At 71.9% G+C, this 17101-nt stretch carries 14 protein-coding genes; 11 read left to right on the top strand and 3 right to left on the bottom strand.

Annotated elements, in window-relative coordinates; all coding sequences use genetic code 11:
* The first annotated feature begins 111 nt into the window (after nt 1–111).
* Nucleotides 112–1533 (top strand): sugar porter family MFS transporter, encoded by a 1422-nt coding sequence (locus AB0K02_RS19200; RefSeq protein WP_365993639.1) that lies wholly within the window; start codon nt 112–114, stop codon nt 1531–1533.
* 40 nt (nt 1534–1573) lie between these two features.
* Here the strand turns inward: AB0K02_RS19200 and AB0K02_RS19195 are convergent, their stop codons facing one another.
* A complete protein-coding gene (locus AB0K02_RS19195; RefSeq protein WP_365993638.1) occupies nt 1574–2545 on the bottom strand; it encodes an LLM class flavin-dependent oxidoreductase in 972 nt (323 codons plus the stop codon).
* A gap of 191 nt (nt 2546–2736) precedes the next feature.
* Between AB0K02_RS19195 and ftsY the strand changes: the two genes are divergently transcribed.
* On the top strand, nt 2737–3957 hold the full coding sequence (ftsY, locus tag AB0K02_RS19190; RefSeq protein WP_365993637.1) for a signal recognition particle-docking protein FtsY: 1221 nt from the start codon (nt 2737–2739) through the stop codon (nt 3955–3957).
* Between the two features lie 69 nt (nt 3958–4026).
* Here ftsY and AB0K02_RS19185 read toward each other — a convergent pair whose 3' ends face one another.
* On the bottom strand, nt 4027–4686 hold the full coding sequence (locus AB0K02_RS19185; RefSeq protein ID WP_365993636.1) for a bifunctional DNA primase/polymerase: 660 nt from the start codon (nt 4684–4686) through the stop codon (nt 4027–4029).
* A gap of 428 nt (nt 4687–5114) precedes the next feature.
* On the opposite strand from AB0K02_RS19185, the gene AB0K02_RS19180 reads away from it, so the two are divergent.
* From AB0K02_RS19180 to ffh, 5 genes are all read left to right on the top strand, one after another.
* Complete coding sequence (locus AB0K02_RS19180; RefSeq protein WP_365993635.1) at nt 5115–6590, top strand: hypothetical protein; 1476 nt, start codon at nt 5115–5117, stop codon at nt 6588–6590.
* Nucleotides 6591–6894: 304 nt separating this feature from the next.
* Nucleotides 6895–8250: an ammonium transporter gene (locus tag AB0K02_RS19175; protein WP_365993634.1), complete on the top strand. Its 1356-nt coding sequence runs from the start codon at nt 6895–6897 to the stop codon at nt 8248–8250.
* The gene (locus AB0K02_RS19170; RefSeq protein ID WP_365993633.1) at nt 8247–8585 is read left to right on the top strand and encodes a P-II family nitrogen regulator; all 339 of its coding nucleotides are present in this window, start codon (nt 8247–8249) and stop codon (nt 8583–8585) included. Before AB0K02_RS19175 ends, AB0K02_RS19170 begins: the two co-directional genes overlap by 4 nt.
* Before the next feature lie 25 nt (nt 8586–8610).
* A complete protein-coding gene (locus tag AB0K02_RS19165) occupies nt 8611–11067 on the top strand; it encodes a [protein-PII] uridylyltransferase (RefSeq protein ID WP_365993632.1) in 2457 nt (818 codons plus the stop codon).
* 106 nt (nt 11068–11173) lie between these two features.
* Nucleotides 11174–12724, top strand: a complete 1551-nt coding sequence (ffh, locus tag AB0K02_RS19160; protein WP_365993631.1) for a signal recognition particle protein — start codon at nt 11174–11176, stop codon at nt 12722–12724.
* Nucleotides 12725–12791: 67 nt separating this feature from the next.
* On the opposite strand, the gene AB0K02_RS19155 is transcribed toward ffh, so the two are convergent.
* Nucleotides 12792–13637: an SAM-dependent methyltransferase gene (locus tag AB0K02_RS19155; RefSeq protein ID WP_365993630.1), complete on the bottom strand. Its 846-nt coding sequence runs from the start codon at nt 13635–13637 to the stop codon at nt 12792–12794.
* 207 nt (nt 13638–13844) lie between these two features.
* Here AB0K02_RS19155 and proS point away from each other — a divergent pair, with 207 nt between their 5' ends.
* The 4 genes from proS to AB0K02_RS19135 all read left to right on the top strand — a co-directional run bounded on the left by proS (nt 13845) and on the right by AB0K02_RS19135 (nt 17064).
* Nucleotides 13845–15257, top strand: a complete 1413-nt coding sequence (proS, locus tag AB0K02_RS19150; protein WP_365993629.1) for a proline--tRNA ligase — start codon at nt 13845–13847, stop codon at nt 15255–15257.
* 206 nt (nt 15258–15463) lie between these two features.
* The gene (locus AB0K02_RS19145; RefSeq protein WP_365993628.1) at nt 15464–16093 is read left to right on the top strand and encodes a hypothetical protein; all 630 of its coding nucleotides are present in this window, start codon (nt 15464–15466) and stop codon (nt 16091–16093) included.
* A gap of 285 nt (nt 16094–16378) precedes the next feature.
* On the top strand, nt 16379–16822 hold the full coding sequence (gene rpsP, locus AB0K02_RS19140) for a 30S ribosomal protein S16 (RefSeq protein ID WP_365993627.1): 444 nt from the start codon (nt 16379–16381) through the stop codon (nt 16820–16822).
* 2 nt (nt 16823–16824) lie between these two features.
* Nucleotides 16825–17064 carry an RNA-binding protein gene (locus AB0K02_RS19135; RefSeq protein WP_005311361.1) on the top strand — a complete coding sequence of 80 codons (240 nt, stop codon included), beginning with the start codon at nt 16825–16827 and terminating at the stop codon, nt 17062–17064.
* Nucleotides 17065–17101 lie beyond the last annotated feature (37 nt).

Raw genomic sequence — 17101 nt, 5'->3', positions numbered from 1 at the left:
TCTGCAACGTTGCTTTTACCTTCAAGTGGTGGGCGGCCAGAACTTGTGCGCCACTTGAAGGGCTCGCCCCCCACGCCCGGCGACGCCTGCCGGACGGCCCCAGGAGTACACGTGACCAGCACTGCGCAGCCCCCGCCGGCATCGGGCGCCCGCGAGGCCCACCCCGAACACCTCGGGCATGTCGTCTTCATCACGGCGGCCGCCGCCATGGGCGGTTTCCTCTTCGGATACGACAGTTCCGTCATCAACGGCGCCGTCGAGGCGATCCGGGACCGCTACGACATCGGCTCGGGAACCCTCGCCCAGGTCATCGCCATCGCCCTGATCGGCTGCGCCGTCGGCGCCGCGACCGCCGGCCGTATCGCCGACCGCATAGGGCGCATCCGCTGCATGCAGATCGCGGCCACGCTCTTCACCGTCAGCGCCGTCGGCTCCGCTCTCCCGTTCGCCCTCTGGGACCTGGCCCTGTGGCGCATCGTCGGCGGCTTCGCCATCGGCATGGCGTCCGTCATCGGCCCCGCCTACATCGCCGAGGTCTCCCCGCCCGCCTACCGAGGCCGGCTCGCCTCCTTCCAGCAGGCCGCGATCGTCATCGGCATCGCCGTCTCCCAACTGGTCAACTACGGCATCCTCCAGCTCGCCGACGGCGAGCAGCGCGGTGAGATCGGCGGGCTCGAGGCCTGGCAGTGGATGCTCGGCGTCATGGTCGTCCCGGCCGTCCTGTACGGCCTGCTCTCCTTCGCGATCCCCGAGTCGCCCCGCTTCCTCATCTCCGTCGGCAGGACCGACAAGGCGAGGGCGGTCCTCGCCGAGGTCGAGGGCAAGAACGTCGACCTCGACGCCCGGATCGAGGAGATCGACCTCGCGATGCGCCGCGAGCACAAGTCGACCTTCAAGGACCTGCTCGGCAGCCGCTTCGGCTTCCTGCCCATCGTCTGGATCGGCATCGGGCTCTCGGTCTTCCAGCAGCTCGTCGGCATCAATGTCGCCTTCTACTACTCCGCGACCCTGTGGCAGTCGGTCGGCGTCGACCCGTCCGGCTCGTTCTTCTACTCGTTCACCACGTCGATCATCAACATCGTCGGCACCGTGATCGCGATGGTCCTCGTCGACCGCATCGGCCGCCGGCCGCTCGCGCTCATCGGCTCCGCCGGCATGGCGATCGCGCTGGCCTTCGAGGCGTGGGCCTTCTCCGCCGACCTCGTCGACGGCAAGCTGCCCGAGACCCAGGGCGTCGTCGCCCTGATCGCCGCGCACGTCTTCGTGCTCTTCTTCGCCCTGTCCTGGGGCGTCGTGGTCTGGGTCTTCCTCGGCGAGATGTTCCCCAACAGGATCCGCGCCGCCGCGCTCGGCGTCGCCGCGTCCGCGCAGTGGATCGCCAACTGGGCCATCACCGCGAGCTTCCCGAGCCTCGCCGACTGGAACCTGTCGGGCACCTACATCATCTACACGGTCTTCGCCGTGCTCTCGATCCCCTTCGTGCTCAGGTACGTCCGGGAGACGAAGGGCAAGGCGTTGGAGGAGATGGGCTAATCCCCGCTGCCCCTCTCCTCGTCACGGAAACTGCCCCGGCTCAGCGCGTGAGCCGGGGCAGTACGCCTTCGCACAGCAGATGCAGGCTGTGCCAGCCCTCGTCCACCGGCATGCCGCCGCACAGCGGATGCAGCACCAGGCTCTCCGCGCCCAGGTCCACGCACTCGTCCGGCGTGACGATCCGGTACACGCCCTCCGCGCGCAGCTCCTCCACCGTGTCCGCGGTGGAGCGCACCGCCGAGCGGATGTCCTTCGACTGCCACGACGCGTAGGTGCGCGCCTCGTGGAGGAAGTGGTGGCCGTACAGATCCCACGCCCGGTCCGGGTCCTCGGCGATGTGCAGCAGCGGCGTCCTCGGGGCGGGCATCATGCAGAAGCCCTCTGTGCCGTACTCCGCCCTGCGCTCGTGGTAGTACGCCTCCAGTTCCGGCAGGTGCGCGCTCGGGAAGAAGGGCAGGCCGAGGCGCGCCGCCCGCCGGGCGGCCGCCCGTGACGAACCGCCGACCAGCAGCGGCGGATGCGGCCGGGTGTACGGGCGGGGCGTGACGCGCACGCCGCGACCGCGGTACACGAACTCCTCGCCTGTCCACGCGGCGATCAGCGTCTCGAGCAGCTCGTCCTGGAGCGCGCCCCGCCTCCCCCATTCCACACCCGCCCGCTCGTACTCCTCCGGCCGGTAGCCGATGCCCGCGACCGTGACGAGCCTGCCCCGGCCGAGGAGGTCCAGCACCGCGATGTCCTCGGCCATGCGCAGCGGATCGTGCAGCGGCCCGATGACCGCCGAGACGGTGACGGCGATGCGGCGGGTGGCGCCGAGGACCGCGCCCGCGAAGACGAAGGGCGAGGGCAGCCAGTTGTTGTCCGCCCCGTGGTGCTCCTCGGTCTGGACGGTGTCGATGCCGCGGTCGTCGGCGTACGCGGCCATCTCCAGCGCCGCGCGGTAGCGGGCGGCGAGCGTGCCGGGCGTCGCGTTGGGCTGCACCAGATTGAACCGGACCACCGTGAAGGCCATGGGACGTCCCCCTCCGCCGTGTACGGGCATGGCGAGGGGGACCGTAGCTGACGCAGCATCAGATGAATAGGGCGCGGCGGTGCCTCCCGTCGGCCGCGGCGCCCGGGCCCGCCCGCGGGGGCCGGGTGGCGGACCCGCCAGCCGCAGCGCAGCGGCTCCGGGGCGGGGCGGTCGCGCATACTGGACGCGTTATGGAATTCGTCATCCTTGCTGTAGTCATCGCCCTGGTCGCGATCGGCGCCATCAGCGGGCTCGTGGTCAGCAGCCGCAAGAAGAAGCTGCCGCCCCCGGCACCGTCGAGCACGCCGACCATCACTGCTCCGCCCGCCGAGCCGCACGTCGGCGACGAGGCGGAGACGCCGCGGGACGAACCCCGCCGCACCATCGAGGAGGTCGACCTCCCGTCGGCCGAGGAGGCCGTCGGGACCCCGGTCGCCGTCGAGGACCCGGTCGTCGCCGAGCCCCTCGCGCCGCAGATCGAGATTCCCGAGCCGACCGCCGGCCGGCTCGTCCGGCTGCGCGCGCGCCTCGCCCGCTCCCAGAACTCCCTCGGCAAGGGACTGCTCACGCTGCTGTCGCGCGAGCACCTCGACGAGGACACGTGGGAGGAGATCGAGGACACCCTCCTCACGGCGGACGTCGGCGTCGCCCCGACCCAGGAACTCGTCGAGCGGCTGCGCGAGCGCGTGAAGGTGCTGGGCACCCGTACGCCCCAGGAGCTGCGCACCCTGCTCCGCGAGGAGCTGCTCACGCTCGTCGGCACCGACCTGGACCGCGCGGTCAAGACCGAGAGCGGCCTCGACACCCCCGGCGTCGTCATGGTCGTCGGCGTCAACGGCACGGGGAAGACCACCACCACCGGCAAGCTCGCCCGCGTGCTCGTGGCCGACGGCCGCTCCGTGGTCCTCGGCGCCGCCGACACCTTCCGCGCCGCCGCCGCCGACCAGCTGCAGACCTGGGGCGAGCGCGTCGGCGCCCGCACCATCCGCGGGCCCGAGGGCGGCGACCCGGCCTCGATCGCGTTCGACGCGGTCAAGGAGGGCATCGCCGAGGGCGCGGACGTCGTGCTCATCGACACCGCGGGCCGGCTGCACACCAAGACGGGCCTGATGGACGAGCTCGGCAAGGTCAAGCGCGTCGTGGAGAAGCACGGCCCGCTGGACGAGGTCCTGCTGGTCCTGGACGCCACGACCGGTCAGAACGGTCTGGTGCAGGCGCGCGTCTTCGCCGAGGTCGTGGACATCACCGGCATCGTGCTCACCAAGCTGGACGGCACGGCCAAGGGCGGCATCGTCGTCGCGGTCCAGCGCGAGCTGGGCGTACCGGTGAAGCTCGTCGGTCTGGGCGAGGGCGCGGACGACCTGGCTCCGTTCGAGCCGGAGGCGTTCGTCGACGCGCTCATCGGGGACTGACCCGCTCACGTCACAGGGGCCCGGCCGCGTACGACGCGGCCGGGCCCCCTTGTGTGTCCGGGCGGGGACTCAGGGACTGCGGTGGCAGATGTACGCGAGCGTGCCGAGCAGCAGCCGGGCCTCGGGCGGTGCCACCGCCGTGTCCGGGGACGGCGCGCGCAGCCACCGCACCGGTCCGAGGCCGCCGCGGTCGGACGGCGGGGCGGTGATGTGGTCGCCGGGCCCCAGGCAGCGCAGGTCCAGGTCGGCGTCGTCCCAGCCCATCCGGTACAGCAGGCGCGGCAGCCCGGCCGCGGCGCCCGGCGCCACGAGGAACTGGCAGCGGCCGTCGGGGGTCTGGGACACCGGACCGAGCCGCAGGCCCATGCGCTCCATGCGTACCATCGCGTGGTGCCCCGCCGGGGCCGCCACGTCGAGGACGTCGAAAGTGCGGCCCACGGGCAGCATCAGCGCCGCGCCCGGTACCTCCGACCATGCCTTCGCGGCCTCGTCGAGCGTGGCCCCGGCCGGGACCTCGAGCGCGAAGGCGAGGGGATGGGCGCCCGGCGCGGCGCACCCGGGGTCGCCGCAGGAGCACCGGCCCGCGGCCGCGCGCGCTCCCGGAATCACGGACCAGCCCCACAGTCCGGTGTACTCGGCCACCGCGGTGGCCTCCGTCATGCGTCCGCGGCGCCGGGAGCCGGACCGGATCTGACTGATCCCCCGGGTGCCGCCGATCGTGAAGCCCATGCCCCCTCCAACGGGTCGGACGTGCCGGTGGTTACGAGCCGGGACTCGCCGGTGACGCTGCGTCGCCGACGGCCGGCTCCCGGCGGCGCGCGGTGGCGTCGGGGAGAGTGCGGCGTGCGACACGCGCCTGCCCGTGCGACACTGCACCACCCCTGGAATCGTGCTGTGTCAAGTGAATCGCGCCTGACCGCAAGTGAGTTCACTCGGAGGGGTGGCGAATGGTGGCGTTTCTGCAATCCCACTCGCTGAGGCCGTGATCGTAGGATTACGTTCAGTACACGCACCCCGCATGTGCAGTGCACCGGTGGGTATGCCAGAGGCAACACGGCACCACCGCGAGCGCGTGCAAGCGGGTCACCGGAGGCTGTGACCCACGGCATTCTGGTAGGGGTTCGGGCGACAGGGCATCGGCGGATGGGGGCACCCAGGTGAGCGGCAGCGGCGCAGACGGTACGAGCACCGGCAAGCGCCCGAACGAGCAGCTGAACTCGTGGTTCCTGCGGAGCGGCTGGTCGAAGGGCGAGCTCGCGCGCCAGGTGAACCGCAGGGCACGCCAGATCGGCGCCCACCACATCAGCACGGACACCTCCCGCGTGCGCCGCTGGCTCGACGGCGAACAGCCCCGCGAGCCCATCCCGCGCATCCTGTCCGAGCTCTTCTCCGAGCGGTTCGGCAGCGTCGTCGCCATCGAGGACCTCGGTCTGCGCACCGCGCACCAGGCACCCGCCGTGTCCGGGGTCGACCTGCCCTGGGCGGGCGACCAGACCGTGAGCCTGCTCAGCGAGTTCTCCCGCAGCGATCTGATGCTGGCCCGCCGCGGCTTCCTCGGCACCTCGCTCGCCCTCTCCGCGGGTCCCGCACTCGTCGAGCCGATGCAGCGCTGGCTCGTGCCCACCCCGGGGGAGGGCGCGGCGCGCCAGGAGTCGCCCACCCCCCTGCGCAGACCGGCCCGGCTGTCGGGCCCCGAGCTGGACCTGCTGGAGTCCACCACCGTCATGTTCCGCAAGTGGGACGCCCAGTGCGGCGGCGGACTGCGGCGCAAGGCGGTCGTCGGCCAGCTTCACGAGGTCACCGACCTCCTCCAGGAGCCCCAGCCCTCCGCCACCGCGCGCCGGCTCTTCAAGGTCGCCGCCGAGCTGGCCCAGCTCGCCGGCTGGATGAGCTACGACGTGGGACTCCAGCCCACCGCGCAGAAGTACTTCGTCCTCGCGCTGCACGCCTCCAAGGAGGCCGGTGACAAGCCGCTGGGCTCGTACATCCTGTCCTCGATGAGCCGGCAGATGATCCATCTCGGCCGGCCCGACGACGCCCTGGAGCTCATCCACCTCGCGCAGTACGGAAGCCGCGACTGTGCCACCGCCCGCACCCAGGCCATGCTGTATGCGATGGAGGCCCGCGCCTACGCCAACATGGGCCAGCCCAGCAAGTGCAAGCGGGCCGTGCGGATGGCCGAGGACACCTTCGCCGACGTCGGCCTCGACAACGAGCCCGAGCCCGACTGGATCCGCTTCTTCTCCGAGGCCGAGCTCAACGGCGAGAACGCCCACTCCTACCGCGACCTCGCCTACGTCGCGGGCCGCAGCCCCACCTACGCCTCCTTGTCCGAGCCGGTCATGCGGCGTGCCGTCGACCTCTTCGGCCGCGACGCGGAGCACCAGCGGTCGTACGCACTCAACCTGATCGGCATGGCCACCGTGCACCTGCTGAAGAAGGAGCCGGAGCAGGCCACCGCCCTGGCGGACCAGGCACTCGGGGTCGCGAGGAAGGTCCGCTCCGAGCGGGTCAACAACCGGCTCCGCAAGACCGTCGACACGGCCGCCAGGGACTTCGGGGACGTCCCCGAGGTCGCCTGGTTCACCGACCGCCTCACCGCTCAGCTGCCCGAGACCGCCGAAGCGGTCTGACGGGCGGGCGCACACCCCGGCCGCGGCGCCCCACCCCCGGACTGTCCGGCTCGGCTCCCCCTGTGCCAGGTCTTCCGGGTGGGTGTCGTGGCCGGCTCCGCGAGGGGCCAGAGGGTACGCCCGGGCCCCCTCGGCGATCAGTCCGTTCATGACGACGTAACACGCAGGACCCCTTCGTCACGGCCGCGAAACATCGAGCGGCATCGGCGGAAACCGCGCTGCGCCAACCTCATGGCGCATAACCGGCCCGCTCTACCGCACTGGCTCCGCCCGCACGCGGCCGCACGACGACGAGGAGACGCCGATGCCCCCAGGCATCTCGACCCTTGCCGCAGACGCCCCCGAGCTGTCTGCCGCCAACACAGGGTTCATGCTCATCTGTTCCGCCCTGGTGATGCTCATGACGCCTGGCCTGGCCTTCTTCTACGGAGGCATGGTCCGGGTCAAGAGCACCCTGAACATGCTGATGATGAGCTTCATCAGCCTCGGGATCGTCACCATCCTCTGGGTGCTGTACGGCTTCAGCCTTGCCTTCGGCACCGATTCCGGCTCCCTCATCGGCTGGAGCTCCGACTATGTCGGCCTCAGCGGAATCGGGATCACCGAGCTGTGGGACGGCTACACCATCCCCGTGTATGTCTTCGCCGTCTTCCAGCTGATGTTCGCGATCATCACGCCCGCGCTGATCAGCGGTGCGCTGGCCGACCGCGTGAAGTTCACCGCATGGGCCCTGTTCATCACCCTGTGGGCCACCGTCGTGTACTTCCCGGTCGCGCACTGGGTGTGGGGTGCCGGCGGCTGGCTGTTCGAGATGGGCGTCATCGACTTCGCCGGTGGCACGGCCGTGCACATCAACGCCGGTGCGGCCGCCCTCGGCGTCATCCTCGTCATCGGCAAGCGCGTCGGATTCAAGAAGGACCCGATGCGCCCGCACAGCCTCCCGCTCGTGATGCTCGGCGCCGGCCTCCTGTGGTTCGGCTGGTTCGGCTTCAACGCCGGCTCGTGGCTCGGCAACGACGACGGCGTCGGCGCGGTGATGTTCGTCAACACGCAGGTCGCCACCGCCGCCGCGATGCTCGCCTGGCTCCTCTACGAGAAGATCCGCCACGGTGCCTTCACCACCCTCGGTGCCGCCTCCGGCGCGGTCGCCGGCCTGGTCGCCATCACCCCGTCCGGCGGCGCCGTGTCCCCGCTCGGCGCGATCGCGGTCGGCGCCATCGCCGGTCTGCTGTGCGCCATGGCCGTCGGCCTGAAGTTCCGGTTCGGCTACGACGACTCCCTCGACGTCGTCGGCGTCCACCTCGTCGGCGGTGTCATCGGCTCCCTGCTCGTGGGCTTCTTCGCCACCGGCGGCGTCCAGTCCGACGTCAAGGGCCTCTTCTACGGCGGCGGCTTCGACCAGCTGGTCAAGCAGGCCATCGGTGTCTTCGCGGTCCTCGCCTACTCTCTGGTGGTCTCCGCGGTCCTCGCCTTCGTCCTCGACAAGACGATCGGCATGAGGGTCTCCGAGGACGACGAGGTCTCCGGTATCGACCAGGTCGAGCACGCCGAGACCGCGTACGACTTCAGCGGCGCGGGCGGCGGTACGGGCTCCCGCAAGGCCGCACCCGCACCCGCGGACGCCGTCGCAGCAGCCGAGAACAAGAAGGTGGACGCATGAAGCTCATCACCGCAGTCGTGAAGCCGCACCGGCTGGACGAGATCAAGGAGGCCCTGCAGGCCTTCGGCGTCCAGGGGCTCACGGTCACCGAGGCCAGCGGCTACGGCCGGCAGCGCGGCCACACCGAGGTCTACCGGGGCGCCGAGTACACCGTCGACCTCGTCCCCAAGATCCGCATCGAGGTGCTGGTCGAGGACGACGACGCCGAACAGCTCGTGGAGGTGATCGTCAAGGCCGCGCGCACCGGCAAGATCGGTGACGGCAAGGTCTGGAGCGTGCCGGTCGACACCGCGGTCAGGGTCCGCACGGGCGAACGCGGCCCCGACGCCCTCTGACCCCACCACGAACAGGAGCTGCTGGGTGAGTCTCGACGTGATCAGTGAATCGGAAAGCTCGGACCCCAGCGGCTACGCGGCGGCCCGGCTGCGCCTTCTCCGCGAGAAGGCGCAGCCCGGGCCGCCGCGCCGTGCGGCGCTCGCCGCACTGACCGACGACTGGCTGGCCGCCCAGTTCGCCGCCGCGGTCCTGGAGACCGGGGTGCGGGGCGCGGCGCTCGTCGCCGTCGGCGGTTACGGACGCGGCGAACTCTCGCCGCGCAGCGACCTCGACCTGCTCCTCCTGCACGACGGCAGCGCGGACCCCGCGGCCGTCGCCGCGGTCGCCGACCGGATCTGGTACCCGGTCTGGGACCTGGGCCTCGCGCTCGACCACTCCGTACGCACCCCGGCCGAGGCCCGCAGCACCGCGGGCGAGGACCTCAAGGTGCAGCTCGGCCTCCTCGACGCACGCGCCGTCGCCGGCGACCTCGGGCTGGTGGCCTCCCTGCGCACCGCCGTACTCGCCGACTGGCGCAACCAGGCCCCCAAGCGCCTGCCCGAGCTCGACGAACTGTGCCGCGAGCGGGCCACCCGCCAGGGCGAACTCCAGTACCTGCTCGAACCCGACCTCAAGGAGGCCCGCGGCGGCCTGCGCGACGTGACCGCCCTGCGTGCCGTCGCCGCCTCCTGGCTCGCCGACGCCCCCCGCGAGGGCCTCGCCGAGGCCCGCCGCACCCTTCTCGACGTCCGCGACGCGCTCCACCTGACCACCGGACGGGCCACCGACCGCCTCGCCCTCCAGGAACAGGACCAGGTCGCCGCCGAGCTGGGCCTCCTCGACGCCGACGCCCTGCTGCGCCAGGTGTACGAGGCCGCGCGGACCGTCTCGTACGCCAGCGACGTCACCTGGCGCGAGGTCGGCCGGGTGCTGCGGTCCCGCGCCGTACGCCCCCGGCTGCGCGCCATGCTCAGCGGCGGGCGGAGCGTCCAGCCCGAACGCACCCCGCTCGCCGAAGGTGTCGTCGAGCAGGACGGCGAGGTCGTACTCGCCCGCACCGCGCGGCCCGACCGCGACCCGGTCCTGGTGCTGCGTGCCGCCGCCGCGGCGGCGCAGGCAGACCTGACCGTCTCCCGGCACGCGGTGCGCCGCCTGGCCCAGGCGGCGGGCACGCACCCGCTGCCCGTGCCCTGGCCCGCCGAGGCCCGCGAGGAACTGGTCACCCTGCTCGGCGCGGGGGAGCCGACCGTCCCCGTCTGGGAGGCGCTGGAGGCCGAGGGCCTGATCACCAGGCTGCTGCCCGACTGGGAGCGGGTGCGCTGCCGGCCGCAGCGCAACGCCGTGCACACCTGGACCGTCGACCGCCATCTCGTCGAGACCGCCGTCAAGGCGTCCGCGCTGACCCGCCGCGTCGGCCGCCCGGACCTGCTGCTGGTCGCCGCGCTGCTCCACGACATCGGCAAGGGCTGGCCCGGCGACCACTCCGTGGCGGGTGAGACCATCGCCCGCGACGTCGCCGCCAGGATCGGCTTCGACCGCGCGGACGTCGAGGTCGTCGCCACGCTCGTACGCCACCATCTGCTGCTCGTAGAGACCGCGACCCGGCGCGACCTGGACGATCCGGCCACCGTCGCCTCCGTCGCCTCCGTGGTCGGCTCCCTGGGCACGCTGGAGCTGCTGCACGCCCTCACCGAGGCCGACGCCCTCGCGACCGGACCGGCGGCCTGGTCGTCCTGGCGCGGCTCGCTCGTGGCGGACCTGGTGCGGCGCGTGGCCGCCGTCCTCGCGGGCGACGCGCCGCCCGAGCCGGAGGAGCAGGCCCCCAGCGCCGAGCAGGAACGTCTCGCCGTCGAGGCCCTGCGGACCAGGGAGCCCGTCCTCGCCCTGCACACCCAGGCCACCGCACCCCAGGAGGATGGCGAGGCGGAACCGGTCGGCGTCGAGCTGCTGATCGCCCTGCCCGACCAGCCCGGCGTCCTGCCCGCCGTCGCCGGCGTCCTCGCGCTGCACCGTCTCACCGTCCGCGCGGCCGACCTGCGTGCCATCGAGCTGCCGGACGAACTGGGCGACGGCGCGGTCCTCGTGCTCGACTGGCGGGTGGCGGCCGAGTACGGATCGCTTCCGCAGGCCGCCAGGCTGCGTGCCGACCTCGTCCGCGCTCTGGACGGCTCCCTGGACATCCGAAGCCGCCTGGCCGAGCGCGAGGCCGCCTACCCCCGGCGGCGAGGCCTGACGGCGCCGCCGCCCCGGGTGACGCTCGCCCCGGCCGGTTCGCGCCGCGCGACGGTCATCGAGGTCCGCGCCCAGGACGCCCCGGGCCTGCTCCACCGCATCGGCCGGGCCCTGGAGGGCGCGGCGGTCCGCGTGCGCAGCGCACACGTGTCCACGCTCGGCGCGAACGCGGTCGACGCCTTCTACGTCACCGATCCGCAGGGCTCCCCGCTGTCCCCCTCCGAGGCCGCCGACGTGGCGCGGGCCCTGGAGAGCGCGTTGCGCGCGTAGCGGGGGTCAGGCCGGGCGGTGCCCGTGTCTGCTGCGTACTCGCCCGGCCCGATACCCTGGGGGGCGACCGACCGCCCGCTTCCGACCTCGAGGACCCGCGACCGCCGTGTTCGATACCCTCTCCGACCGCCTTGCAGCGACATTCAAGAACCTCCGGGGCAAGGGCCGCCTCAGCGAGGCCGACATCGACGCCACGGCACGTGAGATCCGTATCGCGCTGCTCGAGGCGGACGTCGCGCTCCCCGTGGTCCGTTCCTTCATCAAGCAGGTCAAGGAGCGGGCGAGCGGTGCCGAGGTCTCCCAGGCGCTGAACCCCGCCCAGCAGGTCATCAAGATCGTCAACGAGGAGCTCATCGGCATCCTCGGCGGCGAGACCCGCCGCCTGCGGTTCGCCAAGACCTCGCCGACCGTGATCATGCTCGCCGGTCTGCAGGGTGCCGGTAAGACCACCCTGGCCGGAAAGCTCGGTCTCTGGCTCAAGGGCCAGGGCCACTCCCCGCTCCTCGTCGCGTGTGACCTCCAGCGCCCCAACGCCGTCACGCAGCTCGGCGTCGTCGCCGAGCGCGCCGGCGTGGCCTTCTACGGCCCCCAGCCGGGCAACGGCGTCGGCGACCCGGTCCAGGTCGCCAAGGACTCGATCGAGTACGCGCGCGGCAAGCAGTACGACATCGTCATCGTCGACACCGCCGGCCGCCTCGGCATCGACGCCGAGATGATGCAGCAGGCCGCGGACATCCGCGACGCGGTCTCGCCCGACGAGATCCTCTTCGTCGTCGACGCGATGATCGGTCAGGACGCCGTCAACACCGCGGAGGCGTTCCGCGACGGCGTCGGCTTCGACGGCGTGGTGCTGTCCAAGCTGGACGGCGACGCCCGAGGCGGTGCCGCGCTCTCCATCGCGCAGGTCACCGGCAAGCAGATCATGTTCGCCTCCAACGGCGAGAAGCTGGACGACTTCGACGCGTTCCACCCGGACCGCATGGCGTCCCGCATCCTCGGCATGGGCGACATGCTCTCGCTCATCGAGAAGGCCGAGCAGACCTTCAGCCAGGAAGAGGCCGCCAAGATGGCCTCCAAGCTGGCGAGCAGCAAGGGCAAGGAGTTCACGCTCGACGACTTCCTGGCCCAGATGGAGCAGGTCCGCAAGATGGGCTCCATCTCCAAGCTGCTCGGCATGCTGCCCGGCATGGCGCAGATGAAGGAGCAGATCAACAACATCGACGAGCGCGACGTGGACCGCACGGCCGCGATCATCAAGTCGATGACCCCGGGCGAGCGCCACGACCCCACGATCATCAACGGCTCGCGGCGCGCCCGTATCGCCAAGGGTTCGGGCGTGGAGGTCAGCGCGGTCAAGTCGCTGGTCGAGCGGTTCTTCGAGGCGCGCAAGATGATGTCCCGCATGGCCCAGGGCGGCGGGATGCCCGGCATGCCCGGCATCCCGGGCATGGGCGGCGGCCCCGGCCGGCAGAAGAAGCAGCAGAAGCAGGCCAAGGGCAAGCGCAAGAGCGGCAACCCGATGAAGCGCAAGGCCGAGGAGGCAGCGGCCGCGGCCCGGCGCGAACAGGCCGCCCAGGGCGGCGCGTTCGGCCTGCCCGCCGGCCAGCCCGGTCAGGACTTCGAACTGCCGGACGAGTTCAAGAAGTTCATGGGCTGAGGCCCACCGGTCCCGTACGCGAAGGGGCCCGCGACCGATCCGGTCGCGGGCCCCTTCGCGTACGGGGTCAGGGCGTGCGGGTGATCAGGTAGCGGAAGACGTTCGGCATCCAGACCGTCCCGTCGGGCCGCACATGCGGGTGCAGCGCCTCGGCGATCTCCTTCTCCACCTGCGCCTGGTCGCTGTCACGTACAGCGGCGTCGTACAGCCCGGTGGACAGCAGGCCGCGCACGGCGCTGTCCACGTCGGCGTACCCGAAGGGGCACGCCACCCGCCCCGAGCCGTCCGGCCGCAGTCCGGCCCGAGCCGCCACATCCTCCAGGTCGTCGCGCAGCGCCGGCCGCCAGCGCCCCTCCTCGGCGCGCGTCCGGCCGGAATGCCCCTCCGCCACGCGCAGCACCCCCGAACTGGCGCACCGCTCCGGCGGGCCCCAGCCGGTGAGCACCACGGCACTGCCGCGCTCCGCCAGCGCGACGGCGCTCCGCAGCGCCGCGCCGAGCCCGTCCGCGTCACCGGCCCGGCAGCCGATCGGCTGGAAGACCGTGACCAGGTTGTACGGGGGGCGGCCCTGATCGGCCGCGGCCCCGGCCTCGCCGTCGAACAGGCGCGCGGCCTGCGCGGGGGAGTCGGGGGCGCTCATCCGCTCGCGTGCGAGGGCCAGCCGCTCGCGGTCCGTGTCCGTCCCGCTCACCGCGGCGCCGCGCTGAGCGGCGATCAGCAGCGCGAGACCGGAGCCGCAGGCGAGGCCCAGCAGCCTGGAGCCCGCACCGACCTCCAGGCGCTCGTAGACGGCTTCGTACAGCGGCACCAGCATCCGTTCCTGGATCTCGGCCCAGTCACGGGCCCGTTCGCACGCCTGAGCAGAGGACGCCGACGCCGCGTGGGGTCGGTGCCGGACGAGCGTGGATGTCATCTGTGCGCCCCATTCCGCCGAAGGAGTCGGTTGTGCCCTGAAGCAAAACCCCCCGTGCGCTTTCGCCGCGCCCCCCGTATGCCAGGGAACTGCGCGTGCGCCCCCACGTCCAGGGGTCGTGCCGCACTGCTTGCGCGCCCGAGGCGTGCGCCCGGGCCCGCCTGGCCGATTCCCGATCCGGTCCCGGACCGCCGTACCATGCGCGCCATGGCCAAGACACCTGTCCTGACGCCTCAGGCGGAGGACTTCCCGCGCTGGTACCAGGATCTGATCAACAAAGCCGAACTGGCGGACAACGGCCCGGTGCGCGGCACCATGGTCATCCGGCCGTACGGCTACGGCCTGTGGGAGCGGATGCAGCAGGAGATGGACGCCCGCATCAAGGCCGCGGGCGCTCAGAACGCCTACTTCCCGCTCTTCATCCCCCAGTCTTACCTGACTCGTGAGGCTGAGCACGTCGAGGGCTTCGCCCCCGAGCTCGCCGTGGTCACCCACGGAGGGGGCAAGGACCTCGAGGAGCCCGTGGTGGTGCGGCCGACCTCCGAGACGATCATCAACGACTACTTCTCGAAGTGGGTCCAGAGCTACCGCGATCTGCCGCTGCTGATCAACCAGTGGGCGAACGTGGTGCGTTGGGAGATGCGCCCCCGGGTGTTCCTGCGCACCACCGAGTTCCTCTGGCAGGAGGGCCACACCGCGCACGCCACCTACGAGGACGCCCGCGACTACGCGGCGTACATCCACCGGGACGTCTACGCGGACTTCATGGTCAATGTGCTCGGCATCGACGTCGTGCTCGGCCGCAAGACGCCCAGGGAGCGGTTCGCCGGAGCCGTCAACACGCTCACCCTGGAAGGGATGATGGGCGACGGCAAGGCCCTGCAGATGGGCACGAGCCATGAGCTCGGCACCAATTTCGCCAAGGCATTCAACACCACCTACCTCTCCGGAGAGGGACACCAGGAGCTCGTCTGGCAGACCTCCTGGGGGACCTCGACCCGGATGGTCGGCGGGCTGATCATGTCGCACGGCGACGACAACGGACTGCGCGTCCCGCCCCGGCTCGCGGCGGTTCAGGTCGTCGTGATGGCGATCAAGGGCGACGAGGCGGTCGCCAAGGTCCGCGAGGTGGGCGAGACGCTCAAGGCGGCCGGCCTGCGCGTGCACGTCGACGACCGCGTGGACACCCCCTTCGGCCGCCGGGCGGTGGACTGGGAGCTCAAGGGCGTACCCGTACGGATCGAGATCGGCCCGCGCGACCTTGCGGCGGGCACCGCGATGCTGGCGCGCCGGATCCCGGGAGGCAAGGAGCCGGTGACCACCGAGTCGCTCACCGCGCTGCTGCCCAAGGTGCTCGACGACGACCAGGCGCTGCTGCTCGAGCAGTCCCGCCGGCGGCGCGAGGACCGCACCACCGACGTCTCGACCGTCGCCGAGGCCGCCGAGGCCGCCACGGCGGGCGGCTGGGCCCGCATCCCCTGGGCCACCCTGGGCGAGGAGGGCGAGGCCGCGCTCGCGGAACAGGCGGTGTCGGTACGCTGCCTGGTCGCGGAGGACGGGTCGGTGCCCGAGTCCGATGACGCGCCCGGTACTGTCGCGATCGTGGCCCGCGCCTACTGACGGCGCCGCCCTGTGGCAGCGCGCCCCGGCGCGACGGGCCCGCCCGCGCGCCGGGGCGTACGCCCGCGGTGGCGTTTCGCCGACGCGCGCTACGTACCGGCTTGGTGTGAGGTGCGAGGCTTCTCCGCAGATCAGCGCACCCGCCCGCGTCAGGACGCATCAACGGCAACTGACGGGTACGTGCAAATTATTTGGGATGCCCCGGAATGGAACCCGGCGGGCTTCCGGCTCGTTATCACGACGTGAGCACGACACCACCTGTTCTCGCCGCAGAGCTGGCACAGGCGTGGGCCGACATTCAGCGGCACCACCCCGAGCTGCCGGATCTTGCCGCGCCCGAGTCCCTGATCGGAGAGTCGTCGTCCGCCTGCGGCGCCGAGCTCTCCTTCGAGCGGCTGCTCCACGAGGCAGTCCACGGCATCGCCGCCGCGAGAGGCGTCCGCGACACCTCCCGCGCCGGCCGCTACCACAATCGACGGTTCCTCGCGATCGCCGAGGAGATGGGCCTGGACCACGTGGAGGAGCCGCACCCGAGCAGCGGTTTCTCGCTGGTCGTCCTCAACTCCGAGGCCAAGCGGCGCTACCGTCCGACGATCGAGCGGCTGCAGCGCGCGCTCAAGGCGCACACGGCAGCGACGGCCTCCGACACCAAGCGCTCCTTCCGCGGACCGGCCGCCCGGCACGGCTCCTCGGGCGGAGGCGTGCGGGTGAAGGCCGTCTGCGACTGCGGCCGCAACGTCCGAGTGGTGCCCTCGGTCCTCGCCCAGGCGCCCATCGTCTGCGGAGGATGCGGGAAGCCGTTCCGCATCCCGGAGGCGGTCGGCGCCGCGAGCTGACCGGCGTACCGGCGCCGGCGGCACGGCGGTGCTCGCGTGAGCGGGCGCGTCCACCCGCCGGCTCGCTTTCTCCTGCCTTCGTTCGGGCGGCGTCCGGGGCGGTCGCGGCGTACCGGGCGGATGAGATGCCGCCGCGCGCGTATGGCACAATGGCTAGCTGTACTCGACAGCCGCACAGGAACCCTCTCGCCTCCGGCTGACGCGTCCATCGGGCACCCGAGTACCGCAACCCCACGTGGCATCTCGTTGTGCCCAACCACGTCAAGACCAGGAGACACCACTCCCGTGGCAGTCAAGATCAAGCTGAAGCGTCTCGGCAAGATTCGCCAGCCCCACTACCGCATCGTCGTCGCCGACTCCCGTACCCGCCGTGACGGCCGGGCCATCGAGGAGATCGGCCTCTACCACCCGACGTACAACCCGTCGCGCATCGAGGTCGACTCGGAGCGTGCGCAGTACTGGCTGTCCGTCGGCGCCCAGCCGACCGAGCCGGTCCTCGCCATCCTGAAGCTCACCGGCGACTGGCAGAAGGCCAAGGGCCTGCCGGCTCCGGAGAAGCCGCTGCTGGCCCCGGCGACCAAGGAGGACAAGCGCGCCTCCTTCGACGCCTTCGCCAAGGCTCTGGAGGGCGACGACGCCAAGGGTGAGGCCATCACCCCGAAGGCGAAGAAGGCCGACAAGAAGGCGGACGAGGCCGAGGCCGCTCCCGCCGAGTCGACCGAGGCCTGAGCATGCTCGAGGAGGCTCTCGAGCACCTCGTGAAGGGCATCGTCGACAACCCGGACGATGTGCAGGTCGCCTCGCGCAACCTGCGTCGCGGCCGCGTGCTGGAGGTCCGGGTGCACCCCGACGACCTCGGTAAGGTGATCGGCCGCAACGGTCGCACCGCGCGCGCACTGCGTACCGTCGTGGGCGCCATCGGCGGCCGTGGCATCCGCGTCGACCTCGTCGATGTGGACCAGGTCCGCTGATCGAAGGTGAATGTGGATCCGGGAGTTCCCCGGATCC

Source organism: Streptomyces sp. NPDC049597, assembly GCF_040675505.1.
Lineage (GTDB): Bacteria > Actinomycetota > Actinomycetes > Streptomycetales > Streptomycetaceae > Streptomyces.
Note: the sequence above shows the minus strand (reverse complement) of the source record. Positions and strands in the feature narration are given on the sequence as shown.

Bases quoted from the DNA above. Each gene is read 5' to 3' on its own strand.
- AB0K02_RS19195 (WP_365993638.1), bottom strand. From the start codon at position 2,545: ATGGCCTTCACGGTGGTCCGGTTCAATCTGGTGCAGCCCAACGCGACG.
- ftsY (WP_365993637.1), top strand. From the start codon at position 2,737: ATGGAATTCGTCATCCTTGCTGTAGTCATCGCCCTGGTCGCGATCGGC.
- AB0K02_RS19185 (WP_365993636.1), bottom strand. From the start codon at position 4,686: ATGGGCTTCACGATCGGCGGCACCCGGGGGATCAGTCAGATCCGGTCC.
- AB0K02_RS19175 (WP_365993634.1), top strand. From the start codon at position 6,895: ATGCCCCCAGGCATCTCGACCCTTGCCGCAGACGCCCCCGAGCTGTCT.
- AB0K02_RS19170 (WP_365993633.1), top strand. From the start codon at position 8,247: ATGAAGCTCATCACCGCAGTCGTGAAGCCGCACCGGCTGGACGAGATC.
- AB0K02_RS19155 (WP_365993630.1), bottom strand. From the start codon at position 13,637: ATGACATCCACGCTCGTCCGGCACCGACCCCACGCGGCGTCGGCGTCC.
- proS (WP_365993629.1), top strand. From the start codon at position 13,845: ATGGCCAAGACACCTGTCCTGACGCCTCAGGCGGAGGACTTCCCGCGC.
- AB0K02_RS19145 (WP_365993628.1), top strand. From the start codon at position 15,464: ATGGAACCCGGCGGGCTTCCGGCTCGTTATCACGACGTGAGCACGACA.
- AB0K02_RS19135 (WP_005311361.1), top strand. From the start codon at position 16,825: ATGCTCGAGGAGGCTCTCGAGCACCTCGTGAAGGGCATCGTCGACAAC.